This window comes from Massilimicrobiota sp. An142, from assembly GCF_002160725.1.
GTDB classification, from domain to species: Bacteria; Bacillota_I; Bacilli_A; order Erysipelotrichales; family Coprobacillaceae; genus Allocoprobacillus; species Allocoprobacillus merdigallinarum.
This window is the reverse complement of sequence record NZ_NFLD01000004.1, coordinates 26,727-53,295: the sequence shown is the minus strand read 5'-3', so window position 1 is coordinate 53,295 and position 26,569 is coordinate 26,727. Positions and strand designations below refer to the sequence as shown.

Sequence of the window (26,569 nt, the reverse complement as noted above, 5' to 3'; positions counted from 1 at the left end):
AGACATTTGAATAATTTTTAATGTCAAATACAAGATTTTATATACTTTCAGTATTGTTAAAGGGTTATAATGAACATTGCAACTTATTCCTTTTTCTGCTGTTTTTACAATAACAGCATTTCTTTGCTCTAATGAAATGTTATTGGTTCTTACAAGATATAAATAAAATAACCCAGTGGATTGATAATTATCAATTGTAGTGATTTAGTATCTATATTCAAGCTATTCAAATTTTTTATTATACGTATTAATAATATTTTTTCCTGAATATCTTTTCAAATAAGTCCATCCTATAGTGTTTTCCTATAGTGCTCTAATTTGGAAGAACTCACATAGTAAGTTGTTTCAATTATACTACAAGAAAAAAAGGCTATATCTTGCATAACATTCTTATACTACTAATATTTCTAATGTAGAGTTTGAATTTATGATAAGTATCAAAACACCTTGATTGATACTTAAATCTCATGTTATCACGTTTTCGGTTCATCTCTCTTGAAAATCATTACTTTTTATATTTATTTCTTGCTTAATACTGTATTATCAATGGAGTAAGTACTACCGGTTATTAACAAAATTTTGTCTTTAAATGGTTCCTTCTTTTTCATACCTATCCTCTAGTATATTTTTAAATTGCTTAGTAATAACCTCTAATGTATATTTTTCTTTGAATAACTTGATGGCGTTATAATGCATGTTTAGTATACTATTTTGATTTTTATAAAAATAATTTAATCCATTGACTAAACAGTCGTAATCTCCATTGTTTATTAATATTCCATTTTTATATTGATTAATATCTTTAGCAATATCAGTATTAGAATCAATAATTGCAATGACAGGGATACCCTTTGCAAGATATCCATATAATTTGCTTGGAGAACCTAGACCAACACCAAATTTTTCCAAACTTACAAAAGCAAAATCTACACTATCCATTAGTTGATCATATTCATTTTTGGGTAAGAAATCATGTATTTTGCAATTAGTAATGTGATTTTCTTTAATAATATTAATTAACTCTTCTTTTTTAGTACCATGTCCAGCAAAAATAAACTCAAACTTTGAGTTGTTTTTTAAATTTATGATAGTATTATAAATTGTTTCCATATCCTGCATAATTCCCATATTTCCACCATATAGTATTTTTAAAGTTTTCTTAGGATATGTTTTTAATTCTATATTCTGTTGTTTATACCAATTCGGAATAATTTCTATTTTTTTACTATCTAATTGTCTAGTTTGTAACAAATAATTTTTACATTCTTGTGATAGAACAATAATTATATAAGCATATTTTAAGGCATAGTTTGTTAAAAAATTAAACATCTTAGTAATTTTGCTTTTTTCTGAAATCATATGTGCATTTATTGCTGTATCAGGATATAAGTCATATATTTCAAAAATATATTTGAACTTATATTTTTTTGATAACCATGCTATTATAGGTGGTAATAATGGAGGATTTGTATAAGAAATACAAAAATCTATATTTTTAAAATATTTATGATGAAATAGAACGGCAATACAAAACGAAAAATAATTTATTAATCTACCTAAAACTTTTGATCTTTTAAAAGAAAGATATTTAAGACGCTTTACAAAAACCCCATTAATATTTTCAACTTTTTTTACATAACGATTTTCAGTATATTCATGTGGATAACCAACCAAGGCTTTAATTTCATAATTGTATTTAGCCAATTCTGATGATAGCTCAAATGGTAAGACTGCTGAAGAGACTTTTTCAGGATAAAAATATTGACACACAAATAAAATTGATTTATTTTTCATATTTTAAATCTCCAAACACTTTCGTTATTAAAATTTGTTTACCAATCAAAATATTAATTAATGGATTAAATATTGAAATAAATAATACTTTTACATTCTCTTTCATCATTTGTTTTCTTAGAATGTCATAAGTACACATATATGTATCATTTTGTGGTAAATATATCTTGCTAAAACATTCATCGATAATGTTTTTAACTTCTTCAGATAACTTTTCTACTGTTATAGAACTTCTTTCATTCTTTATAGTAGGGAACAAATGGACTTTTCTTACTACTTTGAATAATTTAGTAATATTCCCTGGACAACCATCTCCATAAACCATAGGTGGTCGTAAAATTGAAACTGTAAAATCTTTATCAGTTAATTTCTGTATTTCCATTTCGGCTTCCAATTTGCTCTTACCATAATTTGTTTTTGGATGTGTGGGTGTTTGCAAGTTAATCAATTCATCTGAACAATCTAATCCGTAAACACTCATAGAACTCATAAAAACAAATTGTTTAATACCAGCATTTTTAGATATTTTTGCTGTTTCAATTGCTAAGTCTCTATTGACTTCATAATATAAATATGCATTTTCTTTAGTTTCCTTTTGATGAGCAATTCCAGCCACATGAAAGACTGTATCATAACCACTAAAGTCATAATCCTTCCAGTCAGAATTCAACATATCCAGTGTATCTATCTGATAGTCATCAGGATAGTTCTCCTTCATATACTTTTCAAATGAGGTCCCAATATAGCTATTGGCACCTGTAATCAATATTCTTTTCATTAGGCTTCACCATCCCTTTTGTGAAGCTCACCTGTACCACCTTCAACAACACCATCAGATTTCAATACTGATGTGATTGTTCCAAGGAAGCATTTCAAGTCAAATAAAAAAGACATACGTTCTACGTATTCTCCATCCAGTCTTGCTTTGACATCGATTTCCAGCTCATCTCTACCATTGATCTGTGCCCATCCTGTCAGTCCTGGTCTGATATCATTGGCATGATATCTGTCTCTTTCCTCGATAAGATCATCCTGATTCCATAATGCTGGTCTAGGTCCAATTACTGCCATTTCACCCTTAAGGATATTAATAATCTGTGGCAGTTCATCAAGTGATGTCTTTCTAAGAAAATGACCAGCTTTTGTTATATACTGATCAGGATTAGATAACATATGTGTTGGCATGTCCTTTGGTGTATCTGTATACATGGTTCTGAATTTATATATGTTGAAATACTTTTTATTTTTGCCGACTCTTTTCTGCTTGAAAAGAATCGGTCCCTTTGAATCTAGTTTGATCCATATACAAAGAATAATAAAAACAGGACTAAGAATAATCAGTCCACATAGTGACAGTATAAAATCCAGTATTCTTTTTATACAATTTCTATACATATATCCACTCCCTCTATAAAGGATAATAGCGGATTATCCTTTAGGGAGGCATAATGACAAAAATAGCTCAATAACATTTCGATTATTGGCAAAATTTGATATAATAGATATATATTTGAGGGAAGGTGTAAAGGATAATTGCTGATTATCTATATAAATAGGAGTTATAAGTTATATTTGATTTTATTGTATAGATAGTTGATGAAGCAATGGAATTGCTAATATGTACTTATTGAAATATAAAGCCAAATATTATATGATAAAGGCGCATGATTTCATATAAAATGTCGTTGATGTGACTTTTATATGACTTAAGGAGGGATGAGTCATGTTAAAAAATATAATAGATAAGATTGTAAGATGGAAAATAATGCTTATCATACAAGTGATTATATCAATTGTATTGGCAGTTTTATTAATACAATTGAATGTATTACCTATGATGTATATTGCTATGATTATAGTGATTGAGATATTACTTGGTGTTGGTATTTTCTTTTTGATGAGAAATGCACAAAAAGTAAGATTAATCGTGAGTCATATCATCAGTCTTGTTATAAGTATTGTGTTAGTGATTGGGTGTATGGCAGTTTCACAAGGAAATAGTGCAATCCAAGGTTTAACAAGTGATCATACACAGACAAATCGTATTTCATTATATGTATTAGATGATAGTTCATATCAGGAACTGAGTGATTTAAAAAATCAAAGTATTGAAGCTAATGTGAATGATGAACATATGGCTGAAGCAATAGATGCATTAAATAAAGAAGTTGATCTTTCAATTCAAGGGCAAGAAGATTATGTACAAATGTCTAATGATTTATATGATCAAAAAACAGCTGGTATCTATATGAATGAAGCACAATCAGCATTGTTTGATGAAATTCATGAAGATTTTCATGAAAAGACAAGAGTTTTATATACATATGAAATCACAGAAGAAGTTGAAGATTTTTCTAAAGATGTGAGTGTGACACAAAATGCATTTAATGTTTTTATTAGTGGTATTGATACAACAGGACCAGTATCTACAGTTTCAAGATCAGATGTGAATATGATTGTGACTGTCAATCCTCAAAGCAAGAAAATATTAATGACAAGTATTCCAAGAGATTATTATGTCACTCTTGCAAATATGGGACAAAAAGATAAACTGACACATGCAGGACTTGCAGGAGTTGAAAATTCAGTCAAAACTTTAGAAAATTTCTTGGGAATTGATATTAATTATTATGCCAGAGTGAATTTTACATCATTGATTCAAATGGTTGATGCCTTAGGTGGAATAGAGGTTTATTCGGATCAAGATATTCCAAAATTAGGTATTCATGAAGGTATCAATGATATGGATGGAAAAAAAGCTTTATCATTCTCTAGAGAGAGATACTCATATAAGAATGGGGACAATCATAGAGTCCAAAATCAACAAAAAGTATTAGAAGCAATGATTAATAAAATGATGTCACCAGCGATTATTACAAATTATTCATCTATATTAGAAAATATTGATGGTTCATTTGAAACAAATATGACATCTGATGAAATAACAAGTTTGATTAGAATGCAGTTAAATGACATGGCGAGCTGGGATATTCAACAAATTCAATTACAGGGTCATGGAGCTATGTTAACTGGTGGGGCATATATGCCAGGTAATCGATTATATTATATGATTCCAGATGAAGAAAGTGTTAATCAATGTGTATCAAAGATAAAAGAAATACAAGGTAATAATTAATATATTTTGAGTATATTAATGGAGGGAGAATATGAATAAGTATTTAGAATATATCAGAACATCAGTTATTGGGAAAATAACACTTGTATTACTGATACTCATTTTCATGTTAGGAATATATTGTTTTTCACAAGTTTTTATCTATCTACCAACTGTGACTTTTGTAATTGGATTGATTACTTTTACTGTCATTATTGCATTGCTTGGTTTGTCTCATTATAAGATACCTAAGATATCTCTTGCTTTGGAGCTTGTTATCTGTATATGCTTAATCATAGGTGTACTTGCAGTGAATAGGGTAACGACTTTTACAAATAAGGTTACAGAAACAAATGAAGTAGAAACGGTTGAAATTGTTGCTTTAAAAGATTCAGATATTACTCAAGATCAATCTTTTTCTGATCTGGTTCTAGCTTACAGCCAAGATGATGATCAGGCATATAAGAAATCAACAGAAATATTGAAAGAACATACTAAGTCTGTAAAAAAAGAAAAACCGTATCAAAATATGGAAAAAGCTTATAATGATTTAAAAAATAAAAAAGTAGATCTTTTGGTTTTAACAAATATTGGAAAAAGTGATTTATCAGTTATAGATGAAAATTATAATCAACAAATTAAAGTTATTTTATCTAAGGATTATCCTATGGAAACTGCCACAACAAAAGCAGTTGATATTTCAAAAGAACCTTTTACTATATATTTTCAGGGAGCTGATTTATCATCAGGACAAAATATTAATTCAACAGGTAGGGGTGACGTTAATATTTTATTAACTGTTAATCCTAATACCAAAAAAGTCAATATGCAGGTTATTCCAAGAGACTTATTTGTTTATATTCCATGTAAAGATGCTAGCAGTAAATTATCTTATAGTGGATGGTGGGGCGGTGTTCAATCCTCTATTGCTAGTATTGAAGATAAGTTGGGGATTGAAATCAATTATTATGCAAAGATTAATTTTGAAGGATTAACTGATTTGGTTGATGCTTTAGGTGGTGTTCAGGTTTATAGTCATTATACATATGATGCAGGTGGCTATCATTTTACAGAAGGCTATAATGAAGTTGATGGAGAGAAAGCTTTAATGTTTGCAAGAGCAAGAAAAATGCTTCCATTAAATGAACGTTCAAGAGGATATCAGCAAATGGAATTAATCAAAGGAATATTTACAAAATTTGCTCAAGAACCAACTTATGATCATGCCATGAGTGTCTTTGAATCTTTAGAAAATAATTTTACAACGAATCTGCCTAAAGAAGACTTTTATAAAGCTTTTCAGCTTGTTGTTGATTTATTACCTCAACTTCAAACAATGGAAAATCACTCTATTGAGGGAGAATACCAATGGCATTATGATGAAGTCAGAACAAATTATTATCAATATTACTTCTATCCTGCTGATGGTGAATTACAGGCAGTCAAAGAAAGAATTGATAGTGTTTTAAATGAACAATAAAAGAGAATATGTACAACAATCACTATGGAGATTTAATATCTGTAGTGATTTTTTTTATCTTATGAAATGAAGATTTTTGTTGTTTAATCATGAAATTTGTATAATAAGACAAGAAATGCTATATGCATGAGGTTTTTGTTTTATGATAGTAGTATCAAAGATATATCATTGATAATCAAAAATAAAGGAGAAGATTTATATGAAAAAATAAGTGGAGAAGAATATGATGTTCAACAATTTCAAAATGTCTATAAGGATCATTGTACAAAACATCCTTCATATGACCAATTTAAAGAAAAACTTCATTTAACAGATAAAGAAGCGTAGGAAGTGTGAAATTTACTTACTCAAGGGGTCATGAGATAAGATGAGTTAAATAATGAAGCAGAGAAAATGTTTGATGTGAATGATCGATTTTGGAATAAATATTGCCAGGATGAAGAATAAAGACTTATATGCCAGAATATTTATCAGAATTTAGAAGATGACAAAAAACAGGAATATATCAGAACAGTGGTTAGAAATTCCAATGAATATTATTTACAGTTTGCTGATAAATTGGCAGAATCTCTTAATGTTTTATCTGAAACTGAATTAGCTTTATGGTCAGGTGGAAGAGATTTAAGTGATCAATATATTCATGAGCAAAGACCAGATTATGATTCTTTTTCTAGATTAAAAATGGAAATAGAAGACATTAAAAAACAAATTAGTGCTTATGATCAAGACATCAATAATATTCATCAGCAAATCAGTTCTGCTATCAAAGACATTACTTATCTGACAATCTTACAAAATCGTGTAGAAGATACACTTGCAAATAGTCAAAACATAGGTAAAGTCTTGCAGATGTTAGATAAAAGTCCACAAACTATCCACTATGATAAGGATGATATTTATTTTGATATGTTGGAGAAATGGAATCAGAGTCATGATATGAATGTTTTTCAAAACTATATTATGCAAAGTGAAAATGAATTTTTTAGTGCATAATCAAAGATAACTATAAAGCAACCTTCATGCAATGGTTGCTTTTTGTTACAAGTTGAGTACAAGATGATCACTCTTATCAGCATATTCTCTACTGACTTGTAAATGTTCATTATTTGTCAATAATATCAATCGTTTCTTATCGCCAATAATTTTAATAGAGACAATGCTATTTTTGTTAACAAGTACAGAATGAGTGATTCTATAAAAATCTTTACTTTTGATTTTTCTTTGAAATTCTTTTAATGATGTCATATGTAATATATATTGTTGATTTTGTGTATATGCAAATATTTTTCGATCAACGATTTCAATATAGAGAATGGAAATCAAAGGAATAGGATACATATTATTTTGATCATCGTAGACTTGAATGAGCTGAAAGGATTCTCGTATTTTTATTTTAAAGTTTTTACATATATTTTTATAGTTAGGATGAATAAATAATATAATTTCATTTCTAGAAATATTTCTGTCAAAATTAAAAGTAATTTTCATTTTTTCCCCCTTAAAATGATTTATATCATTTTAAGGGAATTCATGAGTTGTTTGATAAATCTATGAGTTTTTTGCACATTTCATGTTTATTTTACAAATTTTGGATATGGATATACAAAAAATCAAAAGTATTATTGATCAGATACTTTTATTGTCGATTTAGTTTTATAGATTTTGTCTCATATTGTACAAATAGAATAAGAGAATATCAAATAAAGATAAAAAGAAGACATTACTGCTACTAACCAAAGAAGTATATAATTTGGAAGATAAAAAAATGTTTGAAATAATTTCTATAATATAAAAAATTTTAGAAAAAGAATGAGATTAACTTTAGTTGGATTACTAAAATATAGGATATTTGTTAAAATGCTTTTTAAAGTGATTACGCAAAAAAAACAAAGTACTACTTTGTATTGAACGTTGGTAAATGCCTTGAATTTTACGAATTTAAAATGATTATAAATAAGTGGAAAATAGCCATCAAGCATAAGTCGTTTTTTGGTGATGTTATATATCTACTATTTTTAATACTAAAGTGGGAAAGAAAAAATGTAGACTTCTTCATTTTTTAAAGCTTGTTTTTATTATAAATTTATAGGATGATAATAGCTAATTTATAGTTCGACTTTTATGATGTATAGGAAGGAGTTAAATATGTTTATGGTTCAAAAAAATATGTATTTTACAGTTTCTATACTTTCTTCTCAAAATGAAAAAGTATATGGAAACTTGCATAGTTCATTATTAAAAAATAGTCTTGAATTTCATGATTTAACACAATTAGTATTGATAATGGATCAGTTGATAAGGGAATGGCATATTCTTGATTTGGAAAATATGAGAACATTTTTAACACAAAGCCAAAATATTGTAGAGAATTTATCTTATCAACAAATCAATCAAGATAATATAAAAGAGTATTTAAATGCTTTTTTATATTATCCTAAAGAAAGTCAAAATGTATTTTTGATTAAAGTGATGTATTATCAGAATTTTACATGGCAAGGAGAAGTTCAGTGGATTAATCAAGCTGAAACACAGTATTTTAGAAGCACTTTAGAATTATTGAAAATGATTAACTCTATTTTATAGTTTTTAATTATTATTTACATGATAAAATGTGTTATAAGTTTTCAAATAAAAAAACAAAACAGAAGAGCAATGTCATTAGGTTAAAGGGGTATTGGATTTAATGGTTAAGTTAAGGTACTGATTCAATTGAGAGGTAATCCAAAAAAATACGGGTTCGTGGAGATTTGGATTACCTTGATTTATAATCTTAACTTAATGACTTTGATGTACGACTAAGTCTTCAAGTAATTCTTTCATATTCATTATATATTCACGGAGAGTATTTAATATATTGACTTATCCTTTTTTAATACCTCTTTATAGAAAATAATATTATATGATTCATATTAAGAAATTCTTAAGAATAAATTTCTTGATATTTATGATAAAGATCATTATAATGCTATCAAGATAGGAGGGATATAATGAATCCCAAAGTAAAAGTAAGGTTAAGAATTATTGCAATATTAACAACATTAATATGGATGATTGTCATCTTTAGATTTTCAATGGATACGGGTGTTTCATCGCATGAATTGAGTGATTTTTGTGTACAGGTCTTTAATAAAGCTGTTTATCATTTTACAGGTAAAGATTTAAGAATATCTATTACTCCAGAACATTATGCTTTGATAGAATTGTTTTTTAGAAAACTGGCTCATATGAGTATCTATTTTATATTAAGTATAAACATTATGATTGTTTTATTTACATTTAATATGAAAATGACATTAAGAATGTTTATATCTGCTTTATTTTGTTTTATTTATGCTTTATCTGATGAATTTCATCAGATGTTTGTAGATGGTAGAGGAGCTAGTTTTACAGATTGTTTAATTGATACAGGAGGAGCGATGTTAGGTATTTTAGCAGCCCTTGTGATTTATTGCATTATGTATACAATTATGACGAAGTATCAAAAACACAAAGGTTTAATCAAAGATGCATATGAAATTAATTAGGTAAGAATTATGTGATTCTTACCTTTTGTTTTTGTTATTTGACAGCTTGCATAATCAATAATAAAGTTATGAATTATGAAGATAGAAAAGTTGTTTTTATATAAAATAAATAAGTCAATATATAATCTGTTTTGTTCTTGAAAAATAAAATAAATAATTTTATTTTATTGATATATGAATGCTTCAAATGTTCAAATACGGGAAGATAATGAAGTAAAAGGTAAGTGAAAAATAGTGAAATTAATTCTCGGCAGGTAGTTAAAATATTATGTATCTTTCAAAATACATTTCTAAGGTGGTCATACGAGCAGTCACACAGAGATGTGAATTTATAATTTTGCATGCAAAAAGTTGACATTATCGTTCAATAGATTTTATAATAAAATTGAGTTCAAAAAGGGCTTAAAACTAATAAAAATGTAAGATTTTATACAAAAAATCATGTAAAAAATAACGCTCGAAAATGTTCACTTTATCGTTCATTTTTTACTTTATATTGAGAGGAGTTGGGAAAAATGTCATTTGTTACAAAAGATATGTATTTTATAATTGCAATATTTCCACATGAAAAATGTGAAATATGTGGAGATCTGCATAGCCCAGTTTTAAAGGAAAGCGTACAATTTCATGATTTAACAGAGTTAGTCCTTATTATGAACAAAATCATGCAAGATTTTAATATTCCAAAATATGATAAAAAAAATCGAAGCTTTGTCTCAGATTATAAATCAATCAATATTCCATTAGAATATCAAGATTTAAATTCAGGTAATTTTGAAAGATATTTGGATAAATCATTGAAATTTCCGATGGAAAGTAAAAACATTTTTACAGTTAAGGTTATGTATAGACAACATTGTACATGGCAAGGACAAATTGTTTGGATTGGACAAGATAAAGTGCGATTTTTTAGAAGCGATTTGGAGCTTATTGCATTGATTTATTCAACTTACAATGAAGATTATCAGTAATGTTTTCTTTCTTTGATGACTATTGTAGCTGTTTTTTTGATCATTCTATTTATGGGAGTAAAACTGTTAGGTGATAGTCTATAAGTTGTAACAAGTTGAAATATGATTTCTCATTATCAAAGGAGGGTTAATATGTGTATATGATAACTTTAATTGCAGAATTTATCATAAAAGTTATTTGAGTTGATTTGTGTTGACTCTTGTTTTTTTGATATTTGTTTGGTTAATGACATTCACAATGAGCATATATTCTACTCATGTTGTAAAATCTTTCAATATATTCAAATACCAATCGATATGCTTTTTCATAATTTCTAATCTTATAGAATTTTAACCATTCTCTCTTGATTAATGCATGAAATGATTCAAGATATACCCATGGTATCCCTTTTCTTGAATAGCCTCTTATAAATTCTTCTGTCATTTCTTGATATTGTATTGATGTATACTATACAACTTTTATGAATTCAGGATATTGTGACATGCATGACAACCACTACATAAAGTATCACAGTTTCATGTGATAAGAATGGTTGCTCTGGTGATACTCTTTTTGGACTTGATTAAGTAAAAAAGCTTAATGGAGTCATTCACAAATATGTTGAGCGAACTTAGTTTGGGGCAAGAACTTGGTTAGTGAGAGGTATAACATTTATGAATAGAATAAGTTTGGAATCAGATTGTCAAAAAATCATCAAGTTGTTATATCTTTTGAGTTTGTCAAAAATAGGAAAATGAATAACTAAAATTTAAAATACATTCATTAAATAATCTTTGGTTGAAGTTAGTAGTGTTTTAAATATCAATGATTTAGAGAAAGGTATATCTAATGTATTTAAAGAAAATTATGTGTCATACTTAGCGAGAAACTATATCGAGAGTTGACAAAATAAATCAAAGTTTTTTAAAAGTCCTTTAAAATTATTTATTCGCAGTTATAAAGGAAAATAATTAAACAAGGGGGGGCGAAAAATATTTCTGTTAAAAAAAATTTAATTTATCAAATGGGATACCAATTTTTTATGATGATTACTCCTTTTATTTTATCTCCATATTTAGCAAGAATTTTTGGCCCTGAAAATATTGGAAGAACATCTTTTATATCCAATATTAATAATTATTTTTTATTGTTTGCCTCTTTAGGGATTTCTGTATATGGAAATAGAGAAATTGCATTTGTGAGAAATGATCGAAACAAGCTTAGTCAAATTTTTATGGATATATTTTTTGTTCATTTTATTGTAGGAAGTATTATATTCGTCATATATTTATTTTTTTGTTTTTATACTAAAAATGATCAAATTTTATATTTAATAAGTTCATTAAATATTTTAGCAACTATTGTTGATATTAGTTGGTTTTATGCAGGTATTGAAAAATTTAAAATTACTATTTTTAGAAATGTTTTGATGAAAGTATGTTGTATTATACTTATATTTTTATTTGTTCATAGTCATCTAGATATAGGATTATATTTATTTATTAATGCATCTACTTTATTAATAGGTCAATTATTAACATGGATAGCTTTAACCAAATATATAACATTTGTAAAACCTGACTATAGAAAAATTTTGTATCATTTAAAACAAATGATAATACTATTTGTACCTATAGTGGCAATGAATATATATCATCAAATGGATAAAACGTTACTAGGTATTATGTCTACAAATGCAGAATTAGGATTTTATGTTTATGCTGAAAGAATTATTGCTATACCGGTTGCATTATTTAGTGTCGTTTCAACAGTTATGATGCCTAGAATATCACATGTTACGCATCAAAAGCAGTATGAACAACAGAATCAATATATAAATATAATGTTTAAATTAAATACATTTTTAAGTATAGGTTCTTTTTTTGGATTATTAGCCATAAGTCATATATTTGTTGAACTTTTTTTTGGAATAGATTTTTATAAAGTTTCTGACATAGTTAAATGTTTGTCTTTGACATTACCAATTATTGGTTTTTCTAATGTGATTGGAAATGGATATTTATTACCAAATAAAAAGGATAATATATGGATATTATCTTTAGTTGTAGGTGGAATTGTAAATTTGGTTGCAGATATGTTTTTAATCCGTTATTGGTATGCTCTAGGAGCAGCATGGGGAACTGTACTTGCAGAACTTTCTGTTTTGATTGTTCAGTTTATATTATGTAAAAATAATTTTGAATGGAAAGTTGTATTTAAATATGTTTTTAGAAATATTATTTCAGGAATAGTCATGTTTTTAATTGTTTATCAAATTTTATTCTATGGAGAGAATTGGCAATTTTTAATTTTATCAGTAAGTATAGGATTTGTTATTTATACATTTCTTAGTTTCTTTAATTTTAAAAATATTAAATAAGGAGGTATAATCTGAAAATACTAAAAAAGCATTAAAATTGGATGTGTTGAAACACAAAAAGGACTCTAAAAAGAGCCAAAAAAATTTTATTCCCATCTAAAAACAAGTAGCACACCTGCACATTAAGATACAAATCGATGGGTAAATTTGAAATTAATGCCGGGAAGCTTATATAACCACACATATTATAACACTTACTTTGATAAAAAGAAATGTTTGATTTTCATGACTATGTGTGCCTTGCAGCTTCAGGCGGAAAGGAATGTATGGTTAAGATGAAAATAAAGTATAGTTTTATAATACCTGTTTATAATCGTGAAAAATATATAGATAGATGTTTAAATAGTATTCTTAAACAAAAGATATTTAATATTCCTTTTGAAGTTATTATTGTTGATGATGGGTCAATTGATGAAACGGAAAAGCATATTAGAAATTATTTATCACCTCATATTCACTATTTAAAAATTAAACATAGCGGACCTTATATTGCTAGAAAAATTGGTATAGAGAATGCTAAAGGGGAATATATATTATTTGTTGATTCAGATGACTGTATTACAGAGGAATATTTAAAGATTATAGATCAAAATATTAAAGATTATGATATTTTGGAATTTGGATTTTATAGTAAAGACGCCAAAAAAAATTTTTTACCTTATGACACTGATTCTTCTATTTATTTAAAGCATTTAGTTTCTTCACGATATAAAGGGTATATTGGCTCTTTATGTATACGTGTATTTCAATCAAATTTATTTAAAAAGTTTCTTTTAGAAAATTATCATTATTATTATTATACAGAGGATTATATGCTTCTGGTACATGCTTATCAACATGCTAAAAAAGTAGGCAATATTAAGCAAGTTTTATATCACATTTATCCATCTGATAATTCTCTTACACGAAGTCAATTTGATGAGAGGAGATTTTCTGCCATAGAGATACATGAAAAAATTTTGCAGCTTTTAAAAGAATATAATCAACATTATGATATGAAAAAAGAAATTATGTATTCTAAATCTTTTATATTACAAGAAGTATTAGTTTTGTCGTCGCATTTATATTTAAACAATTATAAGGTTTGGAATAAAAATAAAAATAGATTAAAAACATATGTTCATCAGTATAGTTCTTTTGCAGCATTTTATTATCTATCTTGGAAGATGAAAATAGGCTATTTCATTTACATAATAAGTCCTACTCTGTTCTTTTTTATCTTTAAGCATTATATATTATTAAGAAAAATTCCTAATGAAAACCAAGACACCTTTAGTTAGTGTAATTGTTCCTGTATACAATGTTAAAGACTATTTGAAAGATTGTTTAAACTCTATTGTATTACAATCTTATAGTCATATGGAAATTTTGCTTATTGATGATGGAAGTACTGATGGAAGTGGTGATATTTGTGATGAATATGCAAAAAAGGATTCTCGAATTAAAGTTTTTCATCAAAAAAATTTAGGTCTATCTGCTGCAAGGAATGTGGGATTAAATCATATGAATGGTGAATATCTCACTTTTGTTGATTCTGATGATACTATTTCTAAGTTCTTTTTAGAATTATTATTGAAAGAAATATTAATGTATCAAGTAGATATGGTTGTATGTGATTATTTAAAATATGTTCATGATGATGAAATTACAGATCAATATATTGATTCATATCAATTGTTTTTTTTAAGTGGTACCGATGTTTTAAAATCTTTAGGAAAATCATATCATTATTTATTCATACCTTCTTGGGGAAAATTATACCATAAAGATATATTTAAACATTTACGATTTAAAGAGGGAAAAATACATGAAGATGCTTTTATATTTCATTTGTTATATGAAAATGTGAATAGTATTTGTTGTTTAAATACTAAATTATATTTTTATAGATTATCATATATGAGTATAACGAGAATAAAGGGGATATATTATGATCATTTTGATATTATAGATGCATTAGAAAGTAGACTTCGTTTTTATCAACAAAAACAATGGGGTGAATGTGTAGATGCAACTATTAATGAGATTATTTATAAATTGATGAATGGTTATGATGATGAAAGATGGGATAAAGATTTCATTAAAGAGAAAATAAAATATTACAAAAAGAAGTATTCTAAAAAAAGGAATTTAAGATTATGTATTGAGTTGTTTTTATTTTCTATATCTCCAAATTTAAGAAAATATAGTATTTTACTTTTAAAATATATGAAAAAATTAATACATATTTTTAAAAGGTGAAATTTTGAAGAATACTTTGTTCTTTTCTACAATATCTGTAAGTCCTGTCTTTGGGAATTAACGTTAAAAAATAGTGTTATTTTTAAGGATGATGAAACGGTGCTCATTTAAAATGATTAAGATAATTAGTTTAGCTATTTGTTATAGATTTTATATATTGATGATTTATAGTACATATTGATGATTTATAATACAGAATTGTTTTGAGTTTGATGGAAATGATTGTATGTGAGAATTTAAAATATGAGATGACAATAATATATGACCATTTGTATATGAAAATTGGAGGAGGAATTAAGTTGAATCTCAGTTACTCTCCAATTTTATTATAGAGATTATCTATTCTGATATTGAGTGGTTTTTATTGATTGTAAGTGAACTCAAGCACTTTGAAATTCTTATTTCATATATTAAATGAAAACATTATCATTAAGAATTCTCATCTGGTTTACTTTCTTTGATTTCCATATCAAATTCAACATAATTTGGATTGATTTGTAGATGAGGAATTAGAACAATTGTACGCAATGGAGCATCGATGTTTATATCTTTATTGATAATTGTTTCATCAGAATTTTCATTTTCTTTTGTATAATCAAATTGATCATTTCTGATTTCCTTTTGTTTTTCAAATTCAACTTCTTGAATGTGTTCTGTTTGCTCAAATATTGTTTTAGCATCATCTTTAGCCTTTAATGGTTTACCAATCAATTCTTCCGTATCCAGTCCTTTAAATTGACTATTTATTGACATTTTTCATTATCCTCTCATTACTTATACTTAAATATATTATAAACAATCAATAGATAGTAATCAAATATATTGAATATTTCAATAAGAGTTCCTTTGGCTTAGACATCATCACTTGTATAGATGAAACTAATATACTTGTGATAAAACTTTTAATAGTGATATAATAAAAATGATACTGAGGATGTGAGAAAAATGAACTATTATAAAACAGGTGAATTTGCTAAAAAAGCCAGTATATCTATAAGGACAGTTCGCTATTATGATAAAAAAGGATTGTTAAAACCATCATTAATTGATACTAATGGGTATCGTTTATATACTGATAAAGACTTTGAAAAGCTTCAAAAAATATTATCTTTAAAATATTTAGGATTTTCTTTAGATGATATTTTTGCAATGACAGCCAATGATAGTTATTTATCTTTGAAACAGTCCTTAGACTTACAAATGAAATTGATTCAACAAAAAATAGAAACATTGCAATCTATGCAATCTTTTTTACAGGAAGCACAAAATACTCTCATTCACAATGAAAAAATAGAATGGTCCGAGTTTATGAAGAATATCCAAATGGATGAAATGGAAAAAGAACTTGTAGAGCAGTATCGTAATGCGACAAATATTGATATTAGAATGAGGTTGCATGATAAATATTCTATAAATCCAATATCTTGGTTTCGTTGGTTGTTTTCTTATTATTGCTTACATGAAGACAGTTGTGTTTTAGAAATTGGTTGTGGGAATGGTCAATTATGGAAAGAAAATCAAGAATTGATTCAAGGACATATTGTTTTATCAGATATATCACAAGGCATGGTTGATGATGCTAAAAAGAATCTTGAAAATATATCAGATATCAATTATCAATGTTTCGATTGTTTAAATATCCCTTATCCAGATGAATCGTTTGATATAGTGATAGCAAATCATGTTTTTTTCTATTTGAAGGATTTAAATCAGGCATTGAAAGAGATTCAAAGAATTTTAAAACCAGGAGGTTATTTGTATTGCAGTACGTATGGTAGTCAACATATGAAAGAAATTACAGATTTGGTCAAAGAATATAACCCTAAGATTGTATTATCAAATAGACAATTATATGACGTATTTGGATTAGATAACGGTAAAGATATTCTATTGAAATATTTTACTGAAGTTAAACAAGAAAAATATGAAGATCATTTAGAAGTAGATAATATGGATGATATTGCTAATTACATTTTATCTTGTCATGGCAATCAAAGTGAGTATATTTCTAAAGATTATATGGCTTTTAAAAAATTCCTTGATCGTAAATTATCATCACATTCTCATTTCTATATTACAAAAGATGCTGGTATGTTTATTTGTCAAAAATAGGTATTGACCATGACGTTACGTCATGGTTTATATTTTATTAACGAAGTGAATACCACGTGCTATGCGCGTGGTAAGATTTTAGCTTAAGCGTTGTGAATAAAAACCTCCAATGATAAGATATATTTAGCCTGGCAGCTGAATATAAAATCAAAGGAGTATGTCTAATGAAAGACACAAACAGTTTATCACATACATCATATAGATGTAAATATCATATTGTTATAGTACCAAAGTATAGAAGAATGATAATATATCATAAATTGAGAAGAGATATTATAGAGATATTAACGCTGCTCATCAATCGAAAACCAGATGTGAAGCTTATATCAGGAGAAGCATGTCCAGATCATATACATATGTTATTGGAGATACCACCAAAATATGCAGTAGCAGATTTTATGGGGTATCTGAAAAGTAAATCAACATTGATGATATTTGATCGACATGCAAACTTAAAATATAAATATGGAAGTCGACATTTTTGGGCAAAAGGGTATTGCGCGATACAGTTGGAAAGAATGAAAAAGTAATCAAGGAATATATTCAAAATCAATTGCAGGAAGATAAGCTATATGATCAAATGAGTATGAGAGAATTCATAGACCCGTTCACGGGTGAGCCAGTAAAAGGAGGCAAAAAATAAAAGCCCTTAAAGGGCTAGCCAGAAAAGGTGTTGCGGCTGTCAGGCTTCAGAGTGTGAAACACGGCGCAACAGAATGCCCTTCTAGGGCGCGTACATACCACGTCTTTTAGGCGTGGTTATGATTTGTAGAAAACGGAGGAAAATGAATATGAAAGGAATTATTTTGGCAGGAGGAAGTGGGACAAGACTTTATCCTCTTACACAAGTGACAAGTAAACAATTATTACCTATTTATGACAAACCAATGATTTATTATCCATTAAGTATCTTGATGAATGCGGGGATTAAAGAAATCTTGATTATTTCTACTCCTGATGATACACCAAGATTTCAGGAGATATTAGGAGATGGACATCAATTTGGAATTGAATTACAATATAAAGTACAACCTTCTCCTGATGGATTAGCTCAAGCATTTTTATTGGGTGAAGAATTTATTAATGGAGATAGCTGTGCTATGATTTTAGGAGATAACATTTTCCATGGTCATGGACTTACAAAACGCTTAAAACAGGCAGCATCTAAAACTTCTGGAGCGACTGTTTTTGGTTATTATGTGGATGATCCTGAAAGATTTGGGGTTGTTGAATTTGATGAAAATGGAAAAGCTATTTCTATTGAAGAAAAACCAGAACATCCAAAATCAAATTATGCTGTTACTGGTTTATATTTCTATGATAACAAAGTTGTAGAGTATGCTAAACAGATTAAACCAAGTGATAGAGGTGAATTAGAAATCACTGATTTAAATAAGATTTATTTAGAAAAAGGTGATTTGGAAGTCACTTTATTAGGTCAAGGCTTTACATGGCTAGATACAGGAACACATGAATCATTAGTAGATGCAACAAACTTTGTGAAAACTGTGGAAACACATTCACATAGAAAGATAGCATGTCTAGAAGAAATTGCTTATCTGAATGGATGGATTTCAAAAGAAGAGTTAGAAAAAGCATGTGAACTTTATAAAAAGAATCAGTATGGAAAATATTTAAAAGATGTATTAGAAGGGAAGTATATTGATTAATGAATGTTATTGAAACAAAAATACCAGGAGTTTTGATTATTGAAACAGATGTTTTTGGTGATCATAGAGGTTATTTTACAGAAACATATTCTAAACCAAAATATGAAAAATTAGGAATTACAGTAGATTTTGTACAGGATAATATGTCATTTAGTGCACAAAAAGGAACTTTGAGAGGATTGCATTGGCAAAATCCTCCATATGCACAATCAAAACTTGTATCTTGTACAAAAGGAAAAGTGATTGACGTTGCTGTGGATATTAGAAAAGGTAGTCCTACATATGGTGAATGGGTATCTGTTGAATTAAGTGCTGAAAATCATAGACAGTTCTTTATTCCACAGGGATTTGCTCATGGGTTCTTAACTTTAACAGATGATGTGGAATTTAGATATAAAGTGGATAATGTGTATAATAAAGAAACTGAAGGTGGTATGCGTTATGATGATCCTACTGCTCATGTGGATTGGGGAACATTATTAAATGGTATTGAACCAGTATTAAGTGAAAAAGATCAGACAGGACCAACTTTGGAAGAATCAAATAATCAGTTTGTATATGAAGGAGAAGAAAAATAATGAAAATATTAGTCACAGGTGGAGCAGGATTTATTGGTGGTAACTTTGTTCATTATATGGTGAATAAATATTCTGAAGATATGATTGTCAATTTAGATTTATTAACTTATGCTGGAAACTTAGAAACATGTAAACCAGTAGAAGGAAAACCTAATTATAAGTTTGTCAAAGGTGATATTGCTGATAGAAAGTTTATCTTTGATTTATTTGAAAAAGAAAAGTTTGATGTTGTTGTGAACTTTGCAGCAGAATCACATGTTGATAGAAGTATTGAAGATCCTGAAAGTTTTGTCAGAACAAATGTCATGGGAACAACAACACTACTAGATGCTTGTAATCAATATGGAATCAAAAGATATCATCAGGTATCAACTGATGAAGTCTATGGTGATTTACCGTTAGATAGACCAGACTTGTTCTTTACAGAAGAAACACCATTACATACATCTAGTCCATATAGTTCATCTAAAGCAGCTGCTGATTTATTTGTACTAGCATATCATAGAACATATGGTTTACCAGTCACAATCAGTAGATGTTCTAATAACTATGGACCATATCATTTTCCAGAAAAACTGATTCCATTAATGATTTCAAGAGCATTAGCTGATGAATCATTACCGGTTTATGGAACAGGAGAAAATGTAAGAGACTGGTTACATGTTTATGATCATTGTGTTGCTATTGATTTAATCATTAGAAATGGAAGAGTTGGAGAAGTCTATAATGTTGGTGGACATAATGAAAGAACAAATCTTCAGGTTGTTAAAACAATCTTAAAAGCATTAGATAAACCAGAATCATTAATCAAGTATGTAGAAGATAGAAAAGGACATGATTTAAGATATGCGATTGATCCAACAAAATTGGAAACAGAATTAGGATGGAAACCAAAATATAACTTTGATACAGGTATTCAACAAACTATTCAATGGTATCTTGATAACAAGGAATGGTGGCAAAACATTCTTTCAGGAGAATATCAGAATTATTTCCAAAAAATGTATGTTGATAAAGGTAGAGTAGAAGAATAATGAAAGTATTAGTGACAGGAGTTAAAGGACAATTAGGCTACGATATTGTTAATGAATGCAAAAAAAGATGTATTGAAGCAGTTGGTGTAGATGTAGAAGAGATGGATATTACTGATGCAAAACAGGTTGAAAATGTCATTACTGATGAATATGATGCAGTGATTCATTGTGCAGCTTGGACGGCTGTTGATAAGGCTGAAGATGAAGTAGCAATGTGTAGAAAAGTGAACAAGGATGGTACAGAAAACATTGCAAGAGTCTGTCAGCAATTAGATATTCCTCTTATGTATTTTTCTACGGATTATGTTTTTGATGGTCTAGGTGAAGAACCATGGCATGAATATGACAAAAGAAAACCATTGAATGTTTATGGACAGACAAAATATGAAGGTGAATTAGCTGTTGAAAAGTTACCAAAACACTTTATTATTCGTATTTCTTGGGTGTTTGGAGTCAATGGAAACAACTTTATTAAAACAATGCTACGTTTAGGAAAAGAAAGAGGAGAAGTCAGTGTTGTTGATGATCAAATTGGATCACCAACCTATACATATGATTTAGCAAAGTTATGTGTAGATATGATTCAGACACAAGAATATGGAACATATCATGCAACAAATGAAGGAATTTGTTCTTGGTATGAATTTGCTTGTGAAATATTTAAGCAAGCACAAATGAATGTTAAAGTTAATCCAGTGGATTCAGCAGCATTTCCAGTTAAAGCAACAAGACCTAAAAATAGTCGCATGAATAAATCAGAACTTGATAAACATGGTTTTGATAGATTACCTACATGGCAAGATGCATTAAAGAGATATTTAAGAAATATTTTATAAAATGAAAGTGAGGTTAAAACCTCACTTTTCAATTTTATATGATGAATAAAGAGAAAATGAATGTTAGAGTTATGTAAATTATGTTGACAATTTTAACAAAATGGCATATGATGTTGAAGATAAGTGGGAAAAATGCTATAATTATGGTGTTATTTAGTAAAAGGGGAGAGGATAACATGAAGGAAAACATATTTGCTATGGGATTAATTTGTGTTGAAATGGCATTTTTTTATCTTCTCTATTTCATTGTAGACTTACCGTCAGATTTTTATTTACAGTTAGGATTACTTTGGATGATTATCATGCTTCTAAGTCAACATTATAAAATACGATCTACTCTTGTATGGGATGAAATTAAAAGCGATTTGAAGGCATTTATATATTTTGTGCTAGTTGCTTTTGTTTTTGCATATCCAAAAACAAATTTCTATTTAGAAATAGTGGGGGTAGGTTTTTTTATGTCTGTTTTTGCTGTTTTTGCAAACAGAATGATTCGTATTTTATTTAGAAACAAATTGTCAAGAAAAACTTTGATTATTGGGACGGGAGATGAAGCATATCGTATTGGTAAAATTGCTAATAACAATAGATTTGCTTTAACAAATGTTATTGGATTCGTATCAACAGATAATCAAATTGATAATGAATTGAAAGAAGATATGAGATATCCTATTTATGATTATTATGAATTAAATGATTTATTGAAAAATCATATTGATCAGGTTATTATTGCATTACCAGAGGCATCAAAAGAAGAAATAGATGTCATCACAAGACATTTATTTGATAGAGTGCGTTATATTAAGATATTACCTCAATTAAATTTTACAATGACTTTTAATTCTAGAATTGATGATTTTGATGGAGAATTACTTATATCAACATCAAGAGGTAGATTAGGAGTTTTTGGTAAAGCGTTAAAACGTATTATTGATGTTTGTGCAGGATTGTGTGGTTGCTTGTTACTTATCCCATTAACTATATATGTTTCTAAAAAGAATAAGAAAAGTGGAGATACAGCGCCAATATTCTTTAAACAAAAAAGAATTGGTGAAAATGGAAAAGATATATATATTTACAAATATCGCTCTATGGAACCAAATGCTGAAAAGGTTTTAGAGGAACTAATGAAAAAAGATCCTGCTATTAAAAAGGAATATTTAACCAATAAAAAATTAGTCAATGATCCACGCATTACTGAAGTTGGACATTTTTTAAGAAAAACTTCTCTAGATGAATTTCCACAATTTATTAATGTTCTTAAAGGAGAAATGAGTTTGGTTGGTCCAAGACCGTATCTTCCAAGAGAAAAAGATGATATGGATATTTATTACCATTCTATTATTAAATGTAAACCTGGTATTACAGGAATGTGGCAGGCTAATGGTAGAAGTGACGTTGGTTTTATTGATCGATGTAAACTTGATGATTATTATTACAAAAACTGGAGTATTGGTTTAGATATTATTATTGTCTATAAGACAATTAAGAGTGTTATTTATGGTAAAGGTGCATTATAGCACATATTGACTATGCAAAAAAATTTAATAAGAGAGGAAAATAATATGAAAATAGGTTTAGTTGGTTCAAGTGGGGGGCATCTTACACATTTATATATGTTAAAACCTACATGGGAGAAATACGATAGATTTTGGGTTACTTTTGATAAAGAAGATGCTAGAAGTATGTTGAAAGATGAGCAAATGTATTCTTGCTATTATCCTACCAATAGAAATCTTAAAAATTTAATCAAGAATACTTTTGTTGCATGGAAGGTATTACGAAAAGAAAAACCAGATATTCTTATTTCTTCTGGTGCAGCAGTAGCTGTTCCTTTCTTTTACTTAGGAAAGCTAATGGGTAAAAAACTAATTTATATTGAAGTATTTGACAGAGTGGATAAACCAACATTAACAGGACGTTTAGTTTATCCAATTGTTGATGAATTCATTGTGCAGTGGGAAGAACAATTAAAGGTTTATCCTAAATCTAAAAATTTTGGGAGTATTTTCTAGGAGGGGTTATAATGATATTTGTTACTGTGGGAACACATGAACAACAATTTAATAGATTGATACAAAAAATGGATGAATTGAAAGGTAATAAAATTATAAACGATTGTGTATTTATCCAAACTGGTTTTTCAACATATGAACCTAAGAATTGTGAGTGGAAAAAACTTTTGACATATGATGAAATGAATGAAAAGTATAAACAAGCAGACATTATTATTACTCATGGAGGACCAGCAAGTTTTATGAAAGCACTTGAAATTGGTAAAGTACCTATTGTGGTTCCTAGACAAGTTCAATTTGATGAGCATGTTAATAATCATCAAGTTGATTTTGTAAAATTAGTAGAAGAAAGATTTGATAGTATTATAGGTGTATATAATATAGAAGATTTAAAAAATATGATATTAAATTATCAGTTAATTATAAGTACAAAAAAAAGTGGCAAGAAAAGTAATAATAAAGAATTTAATGATAAAATGAATAATTTATTAAACAAATTAATAGGAGAATAAATATGAAACATGCTTATTTAATTATGGCACATAATAATTTTGAGCAATTAAATAGATTAATTACTTTACTTGATGATAAAGATAATGACATTTTTATTCATATAGATAAAAAATCGAATATTTTATTAGAAAATATGAATTTCGATTTGAAATTTTCAAAAGTATATTTATATAGTAGGTATAAGATTTATTGGGGTGATTATTCTATGGTAGAAGCAGAGATGTTTTTGTTCGAAAAAGCTTCAAAAATAGGGTATGATTATTATCATTTATTAAGTGGTTTAGATTTACCGATAAAATCAATTAAGCATATAAAAAATTTTTTTTATGAAAATAGGGGAAAAGAATTTGTTATTTGTGATAAGGTTTTTTCTAAACAATCACAAGTAAAAAGGCGTGCAAAATATTATTACCATTTACAAAAATATCGAAAAAATAGTAATAAATTTATTTCAATAATAATTAATTTTTTAAATAAAGTAGATATTGTTTTACAAATGTTTGTAAGAGTAGATCGTTTAAAATTTGAAAATATTGAACTAATGGCAGGTTCTCAATGGGTTAGTATTACACATGAGTTTGTTTTATACCTATTAAAACAAAAAGAGCTAATAGCAAAATTATTTATGTATACGAATTGTAGTGATGAATTGTTTATTCAAACTATTTTGTATAACTCAGATTTTAAAAATAAATTATATGTAAATAGCAGTGAAAGATATGATAATATGAGAAAAATTTTTTGGGAAAAAAATAACTCTGGAAGTCCTTATGTATGGCGAAGTGATGATTTTAATGAATTGATTAATTCAGAATCCTTATTTGCTCGAAAATTTGATACTAAAATTGATGATAAAATTATTAATTTAATTAGTAATTATGTAAATTTGAATAAAGAAACAAATAAATACTAGTAGTATAACAGTAAAATATATTACTTTTAAAATTTATAAAATCAACTGGTAAATGTTATAAATCAATTGACATGCTGTTCTTATTTTTTTAATTTTATCTTTATAAAGTAAAATCCATAACAATAATTAGTATTATCTATTTTAGATAAAAATAAACTTTATTTGAATATAGATTTATTATAACAAGTGATTAAATTTAATTAAAGGAGTGCGATTATGGTAAACATTCAAGAAAATAAATCTTTAAAAATAATGTTGTTTTCGTTTATTTTTTTTATGCAAACTGTTGATAATATTTTTACTCAATATCAATATGCATTTCAGCCCCAGGTAAAATTTTTAAAAAATATATTTTTATTATTATCATTAGTAATTATGATATATTATATTTTAAAAAAATGTAAAAATGTTAGAGAGTTAAAATTTTTTAATGAAATTTTATATTTTATTATAGGTATTTTTGTTATAGCATTGATTTCTTTGATTTTAATAATATACAATCAAAAGTTTAATATCATTACTATAAATGCATTGATAAAAATTACTTTTCCATTATTAGTGTCTTTTGTTTTAATAAATTTTTATTCAATAGATGAATTAAAATTAGCTATGAAAATATCACTTTTAATTACTTTTATTGGATATATATTTTTCGACTTGGCTTTTAGAGGGTTAACATGGCAGGATATTGCTTCCATATCTTTTGTTCAATCTTTTTCACCATTTGAATCACATTACTTTTCTCCACAGGCAATGGCATTTTGTTGTTTCTTTATGTATTATAGAGAAGATAAACTAATAACATTTATTTCTGCATTATTTGTATTTATGACATACAAGAGATTAATGATAGTTGCTATGATTGTTTTATTTTTATTACCTAAAATTTTTAATCCAGATTATAAATTGAAAAAAATATTTAATGTTGTTACTATAATATTTTTTGTATTATCATCATATATTTTATTATATTTCTTAAAAGCTGGGAATATAAGTATATTAGGTATTACTTTTGATCAGTTAACTATGGGTAGAAGTTATTTTTATAGATTATTAATGGAAACTGGCTTTTCAAGTTATGGATTAAATACTTCTGTTATTGCATTGGGAAGAGATTTAGAAATGGATTTAATTAAACTATTATTGGAAGTTGGTTTTTTTGGCTTATTTGCTTATATTTCAAGTATAGTATTAATAGGTGGACAGAAATTATACAATATGGCATTAGTAATTTTTGTATTAGGAAATTCTTTAATATCTCACTTTTTTGATATTACATATTTTTGGATTGTTTTTTATATAACTATTTATTGCATAAAGAATAATATAAATAATGCTAATGACAAATTATTTTCAATAAATGTGTATAACTTATTCAATCAATTAAATATGTTTATTAAAAAATAAAATAAG

The 26,569-nt window shown here is 27.2% G+C and carries 25 protein-coding genes and 1 pseudogene; 21 read left to right on the top strand and 5 right to left on the bottom strand.

The window, feature by feature from the left end; genetic code table 11:
• Positions 1-585: 585 nt before the first annotated feature.
• From B5E87_RS02710 to B5E87_RS02700, 3 genes are read right to left on the bottom strand one after another with little or no spacing between them, the layout of a single operon-like run.
• Positions 586-1,794: a glycosyltransferase family 4 protein gene (locus B5E87_RS02710; RefSeq protein ID WP_087243413.1), complete on the bottom strand. Its 1,209-nt coding sequence runs from the start codon at positions 1,792-1,794 to the stop codon at positions 586-588.
• Positions 1,784-2,572, bottom strand: a complete 789-nt coding sequence (locus B5E87_RS02705) for an NAD-dependent epimerase/dehydratase family protein (RefSeq protein ID WP_087243412.1) — start codon at positions 2,570-2,572, stop codon at positions 1,784-1,786. Before B5E87_RS02705 ends, B5E87_RS02710 begins: the two co-directional genes overlap by 11 nt.
• Positions 2,572-3,189, bottom strand: a complete 618-nt coding sequence (locus B5E87_RS02700) for a sugar transferase (protein ID WP_087243411.1) — start codon at positions 3,187-3,189, stop codon at positions 2,572-2,574. Before B5E87_RS02700 ends, B5E87_RS02705 begins: the two co-directional genes overlap by 1 nt.
• A gap of 328 nt (positions 3,190-3,517) precedes the next feature.
• Here B5E87_RS02700 and B5E87_RS02695 point away from each other — a divergent pair, with 328 nt between their 5' ends.
• The 4 genes from B5E87_RS02695 (at position 3,518) to B5E87_RS02680 (ending at position 7,382) form a co-directional block, all read left to right on the top strand.
• Complete coding sequence (locus B5E87_RS02695; protein ID WP_087243410.1) at positions 3,518-4,930, top strand: LCP family protein; 1,413 nt, start codon at positions 3,518-3,520, stop codon at positions 4,928-4,930.
• Between the two features lie 31 nt (positions 4,931-4,961).
• A complete protein-coding gene (locus tag B5E87_RS02690; protein ID WP_087243409.1) occupies positions 4,962-6,389 on the top strand; it encodes an LCP family protein in 1,428 nt (475 codons plus the stop codon).
• 135 nt (positions 6,390-6,524) lie between these two features.
• Entirely contained in the window at positions 6,525-6,716 is a 192-nt protein-coding gene (locus B5E87_RS14960; protein WP_087243408.1) for a hypothetical protein, read from the top strand.
• Between the two features lie 186 nt (positions 6,717-6,902).
• On the top strand, positions 6,903-7,382 hold the full coding sequence (locus B5E87_RS02680; RefSeq protein WP_087243407.1) for a hypothetical protein: 480 nt from the start codon (positions 6,903-6,905) through the stop codon (positions 7,380-7,382).
• Between the two features lie 45 nt (positions 7,383-7,427).
• Here the strand turns inward: B5E87_RS02680 and B5E87_RS02675 are convergent, their stop codons facing one another.
• A complete protein-coding gene (locus tag B5E87_RS02675) occupies positions 7,428-7,877 on the bottom strand; it encodes a LytTR family DNA-binding domain-containing protein (protein ID WP_087243406.1) in 450 nt (149 codons plus the stop codon).
• 657 nt (positions 7,878-8,534) lie between these two features.
• Here B5E87_RS02675 and B5E87_RS02670 point away from each other — a divergent pair.
• From B5E87_RS02670 to B5E87_RS02645, 6 genes are all read left to right on the top strand, one after another.
• Positions 8,535-8,972, top strand: a complete 438-nt coding sequence (locus B5E87_RS02670) for a hypothetical protein (RefSeq protein WP_087243405.1) — start codon at positions 8,535-8,537, stop codon at positions 8,970-8,972.
• A gap of 404 nt (positions 8,973-9,376) precedes the next feature.
• The gene (locus B5E87_RS02665) at positions 9,377-9,913 is read left to right on the top strand and encodes a VanZ family protein (protein ID WP_087243404.1); all 537 of its coding nucleotides are present in this window, start codon (positions 9,377-9,379) and stop codon (positions 9,911-9,913) included.
• A gap of 515 nt (positions 9,914-10,428) precedes the next feature.
• Complete coding sequence (locus tag B5E87_RS02660; RefSeq protein WP_087243403.1) at positions 10,429-10,884, top strand: hypothetical protein; 456 nt, start codon at positions 10,429-10,431, stop codon at positions 10,882-10,884.
• A 947-nt stretch (positions 10,885-11,831) separates the two neighbouring features.
• Positions 11,832-13,244: an oligosaccharide flippase family protein gene (locus tag B5E87_RS02655; RefSeq protein ID WP_342670393.1), complete on the top strand. Its 1,413-nt coding sequence runs from the start codon at positions 11,832-11,834 to the stop codon at positions 13,242-13,244.
• Between the two features lie 266 nt (positions 13,245-13,510).
• Entirely contained in the window at positions 13,511-14,524 is a 1,014-nt protein-coding gene (locus tag B5E87_RS02650; RefSeq protein WP_158095527.1) for a glycosyltransferase family 2 protein, read from the top strand.
• A complete protein-coding gene (locus B5E87_RS02645) occupies positions 14,499-15,485 on the top strand; it encodes a glycosyltransferase family 2 protein (protein ID WP_087243400.1) in 987 nt (328 codons plus the stop codon). The genes B5E87_RS02650 and B5E87_RS02645 overlap by 26 nt, the downstream gene beginning before the upstream one ends.
• A gap of 429 nt (positions 15,486-15,914) precedes the next feature.
• Here the strand turns inward: B5E87_RS02645 and B5E87_RS02640 are convergent, their stop codons facing one another.
• A complete protein-coding gene (locus B5E87_RS02640; protein WP_087243399.1) occupies positions 15,915-16,238 on the bottom strand; it encodes a DUF2589 domain-containing protein in 324 nt (107 codons plus the stop codon).
• A gap of 192 nt (positions 16,239-16,430) precedes the next feature.
• On the opposite strand from B5E87_RS02640, the gene B5E87_RS02635 reads away from it, so the two are divergent.
• The 11 genes and pseudogenes from B5E87_RS02635 (at position 16,431) to B5E87_RS02585 (ending at position 26,563) form a co-directional block, all read left to right on the top strand.
• Positions 16,431-17,597 (top strand): MerR family transcriptional regulator, encoded by a 1,167-nt coding sequence (locus B5E87_RS02635; protein WP_087243398.1) that lies wholly within the window; start codon positions 16,431-16,433, stop codon positions 17,595-17,597.
• Positions 17,598-17,761: 164 nt separating this feature from the next.
• Positions 17,762-18,240, top strand: a pseudogene (gene tnpA / locus B5E87_RS02630) (IS200/IS605 family transposase).
• Between the two features lie 148 nt (positions 18,241-18,388).
• Entirely contained in the window at positions 18,389-19,267 is an 879-nt protein-coding gene (gene rfbA, locus B5E87_RS02625; RefSeq protein WP_087243397.1) for a glucose-1-phosphate thymidylyltransferase RfbA, read from the top strand.
• A complete protein-coding gene (rfbC, locus tag B5E87_RS02620; RefSeq protein WP_087243396.1) occupies positions 19,267-19,845 on the top strand; it encodes a dTDP-4-dehydrorhamnose 3,5-epimerase in 579 nt (192 codons plus the stop codon). Before rfbA ends, rfbC begins: the two co-directional genes overlap by 1 nt.
• Positions 19,845-20,879, top strand: a complete 1,035-nt coding sequence (rfbB, locus tag B5E87_RS02615; protein WP_087243395.1) for a dTDP-glucose 4,6-dehydratase — start codon at positions 19,845-19,847, stop codon at positions 20,877-20,879. The genes rfbC and rfbB overlap by 1 nt, the downstream gene beginning before the upstream one ends.
• Positions 20,879-21,715 carry a dTDP-4-dehydrorhamnose reductase gene (rfbD, locus tag B5E87_RS02610; RefSeq protein ID WP_087243394.1) on the top strand — a complete coding sequence of 279 codons (837 nt, stop codon included), beginning with the start codon at positions 20,879-20,881 and terminating at the stop codon, positions 21,713-21,715. The genes rfbB and rfbD overlap by 1 nt, the downstream gene beginning before the upstream one ends.
• A 176-nt stretch (positions 21,716-21,891) precedes the next feature.
• Positions 21,892-23,235 carry a sugar transferase gene (locus tag B5E87_RS02605; protein WP_241147118.1) on the top strand — a complete coding sequence of 448 codons (1,344 nt, stop codon included), beginning with the start codon at positions 21,892-21,894 and terminating at the stop codon, positions 23,233-23,235.
• 12 nt (positions 23,236-23,247) lie between these two features.
• Positions 23,248-23,730, top strand: coding sequence for a PssD/Cps14F family polysaccharide biosynthesis glycosyltransferase (gene pssD / locus B5E87_RS02600; protein ID WP_241147117.1), 483 nt, complete (start codon positions 23,248-23,250; stop codon positions 23,728-23,730).
• Between the two features lie 11 nt (positions 23,731-23,741).
• The gene (locus B5E87_RS02595) at positions 23,742-24,242 is read left to right on the top strand and encodes a glycosyltransferase (protein WP_087243392.1); all 501 of its coding nucleotides are present in this window, start codon (positions 23,742-23,744) and stop codon (positions 24,240-24,242) included.
• A gap of 2 nt (positions 24,243-24,244) precedes the next feature.
• A complete protein-coding gene (locus B5E87_RS02590) occupies positions 24,245-25,156 on the top strand; it encodes a beta-1,6-N-acetylglucosaminyltransferase (protein ID WP_087243391.1) in 912 nt (303 codons plus the stop codon).
• A 216-nt stretch (positions 25,157-25,372) separates the two neighbouring features.
• Positions 25,373-26,563 carry a hypothetical protein gene (locus B5E87_RS02585; RefSeq protein WP_087243390.1) on the top strand — a complete coding sequence of 397 codons (1,191 nt, stop codon included), beginning with the start codon at positions 25,373-25,375 and terminating at the stop codon, positions 26,561-26,563.
• Positions 26,564-26,569: the final 6 nt, after the last annotated feature.

Excerpts from the sequence above, each read along its gene's own strand:
- B5E87_RS02585 (WP_087243390.1), top strand. The coding sequence starts at position 25,373 with ATGGTAAACATTCAAGAAAATAAATCTTTAAAAATAATGTTGTTTTCG.
- B5E87_RS02670 (WP_087243405.1), top strand. The coding sequence starts at position 8,535 with ATGTTTATGGTTCAAAAAAATATGTATTTTACAGTTTCTATACTTTCT.
- B5E87_RS02705 (WP_087243412.1), bottom strand. The coding sequence starts at position 2,572 with ATGAAAAGAATATTGATTACAGGTGCCAATAGCTATATTGGGACCTCA.
- B5E87_RS02650 (WP_158095527.1), top strand. The coding sequence starts at position 13,511 with ATGGTTAAGATGAAAATAAAGTATAGTTTTATAATACCTGTTTATAAT.
- B5E87_RS02695 (WP_087243410.1), top strand. The coding sequence starts at position 3,518 with ATGTTAAAAAATATAATAGATAAGATTGTAAGATGGAAAATAATGCTT.
- rfbD (WP_087243394.1), top strand. The coding sequence starts at position 20,879 with ATGAAAGTATTAGTGACAGGAGTTAAAGGACAATTAGGCTACGATATT.
- B5E87_RS02605 (WP_241147118.1), top strand. The coding sequence starts at position 21,892 with ATGAAGGAAAACATATTTGCTATGGGATTAATTTGTGTTGAAATGGCA.
- B5E87_RS02700 (WP_087243411.1), bottom strand. The coding sequence starts at position 3,189 with ATGTATAGAAATTGTATAAAAAGAATACTGGATTTTATACTGTCACTA.
- B5E87_RS02645 (WP_087243400.1), top strand. The coding sequence starts at position 14,499 with ATGAAAACCAAGACACCTTTAGTTAGTGTAATTGTTCCTGTATACAAT.
- B5E87_RS02635 (WP_087243398.1), top strand. The coding sequence starts at position 16,431 with ATGAACTATTATAAAACAGGTGAATTTGCTAAAAAAGCCAGTATATCT.
- B5E87_RS02590 (WP_087243391.1), top strand. The coding sequence starts at position 24,245 with ATGAAACATGCTTATTTAATTATGGCACATAATAATTTTGAGCAATTA.
- B5E87_RS02690 (WP_087243409.1), top strand. The coding sequence starts at position 4,962 with ATGAATAAGTATTTAGAATATATCAGAACATCAGTTATTGGGAAAATA.
- B5E87_RS02595 (WP_087243392.1), top strand. The coding sequence starts at position 23,742 with ATGATATTTGTTACTGTGGGAACACATGAACAACAATTTAATAGATTG.
- B5E87_RS02665 (WP_087243404.1), top strand. The coding sequence starts at position 9,377 with ATGAATCCCAAAGTAAAAGTAAGGTTAAGAATTATTGCAATATTAACA.
- B5E87_RS02710 (WP_087243413.1), bottom strand. The coding sequence starts at position 1,794 with ATGAAAAATAAATCAATTTTATTTGTGTGTCAATATTTTTATCCTGAA.
- B5E87_RS02660 (WP_087243403.1), top strand. The coding sequence starts at position 10,429 with ATGTCATTTGTTACAAAAGATATGTATTTTATAATTGCAATATTTCCA.
- B5E87_RS02640 (WP_087243399.1), bottom strand. The coding sequence starts at position 16,238 with ATGTCAATAAATAGTCAATTTAAAGGACTGGATACGGAAGAATTGATT.
- rfbC (WP_087243396.1), top strand. The coding sequence starts at position 19,267 with ATGAATGTTATTGAAACAAAAATACCAGGAGTTTTGATTATTGAAACA.
- pssD (WP_241147117.1), top strand. The coding sequence starts at position 23,248 with ATGCAAAAAAATTTAATAAGAGAGGAAAATAATATGAAAATAGGTTTA.
- rfbB (WP_087243395.1), top strand. The coding sequence starts at position 19,845 with ATGAAAATATTAGTCACAGGTGGAGCAGGATTTATTGGTGGTAACTTT.
- B5E87_RS02675 (WP_087243406.1), bottom strand. The coding sequence starts at position 7,877 with ATGAAAATTACTTTTAATTTTGACAGAAATATTTCTAGAAATGAAATT.
- rfbA (WP_087243397.1), top strand. The coding sequence starts at position 18,389 with ATGAAAGGAATTATTTTGGCAGGAGGAAGTGGGACAAGACTTTATCCT.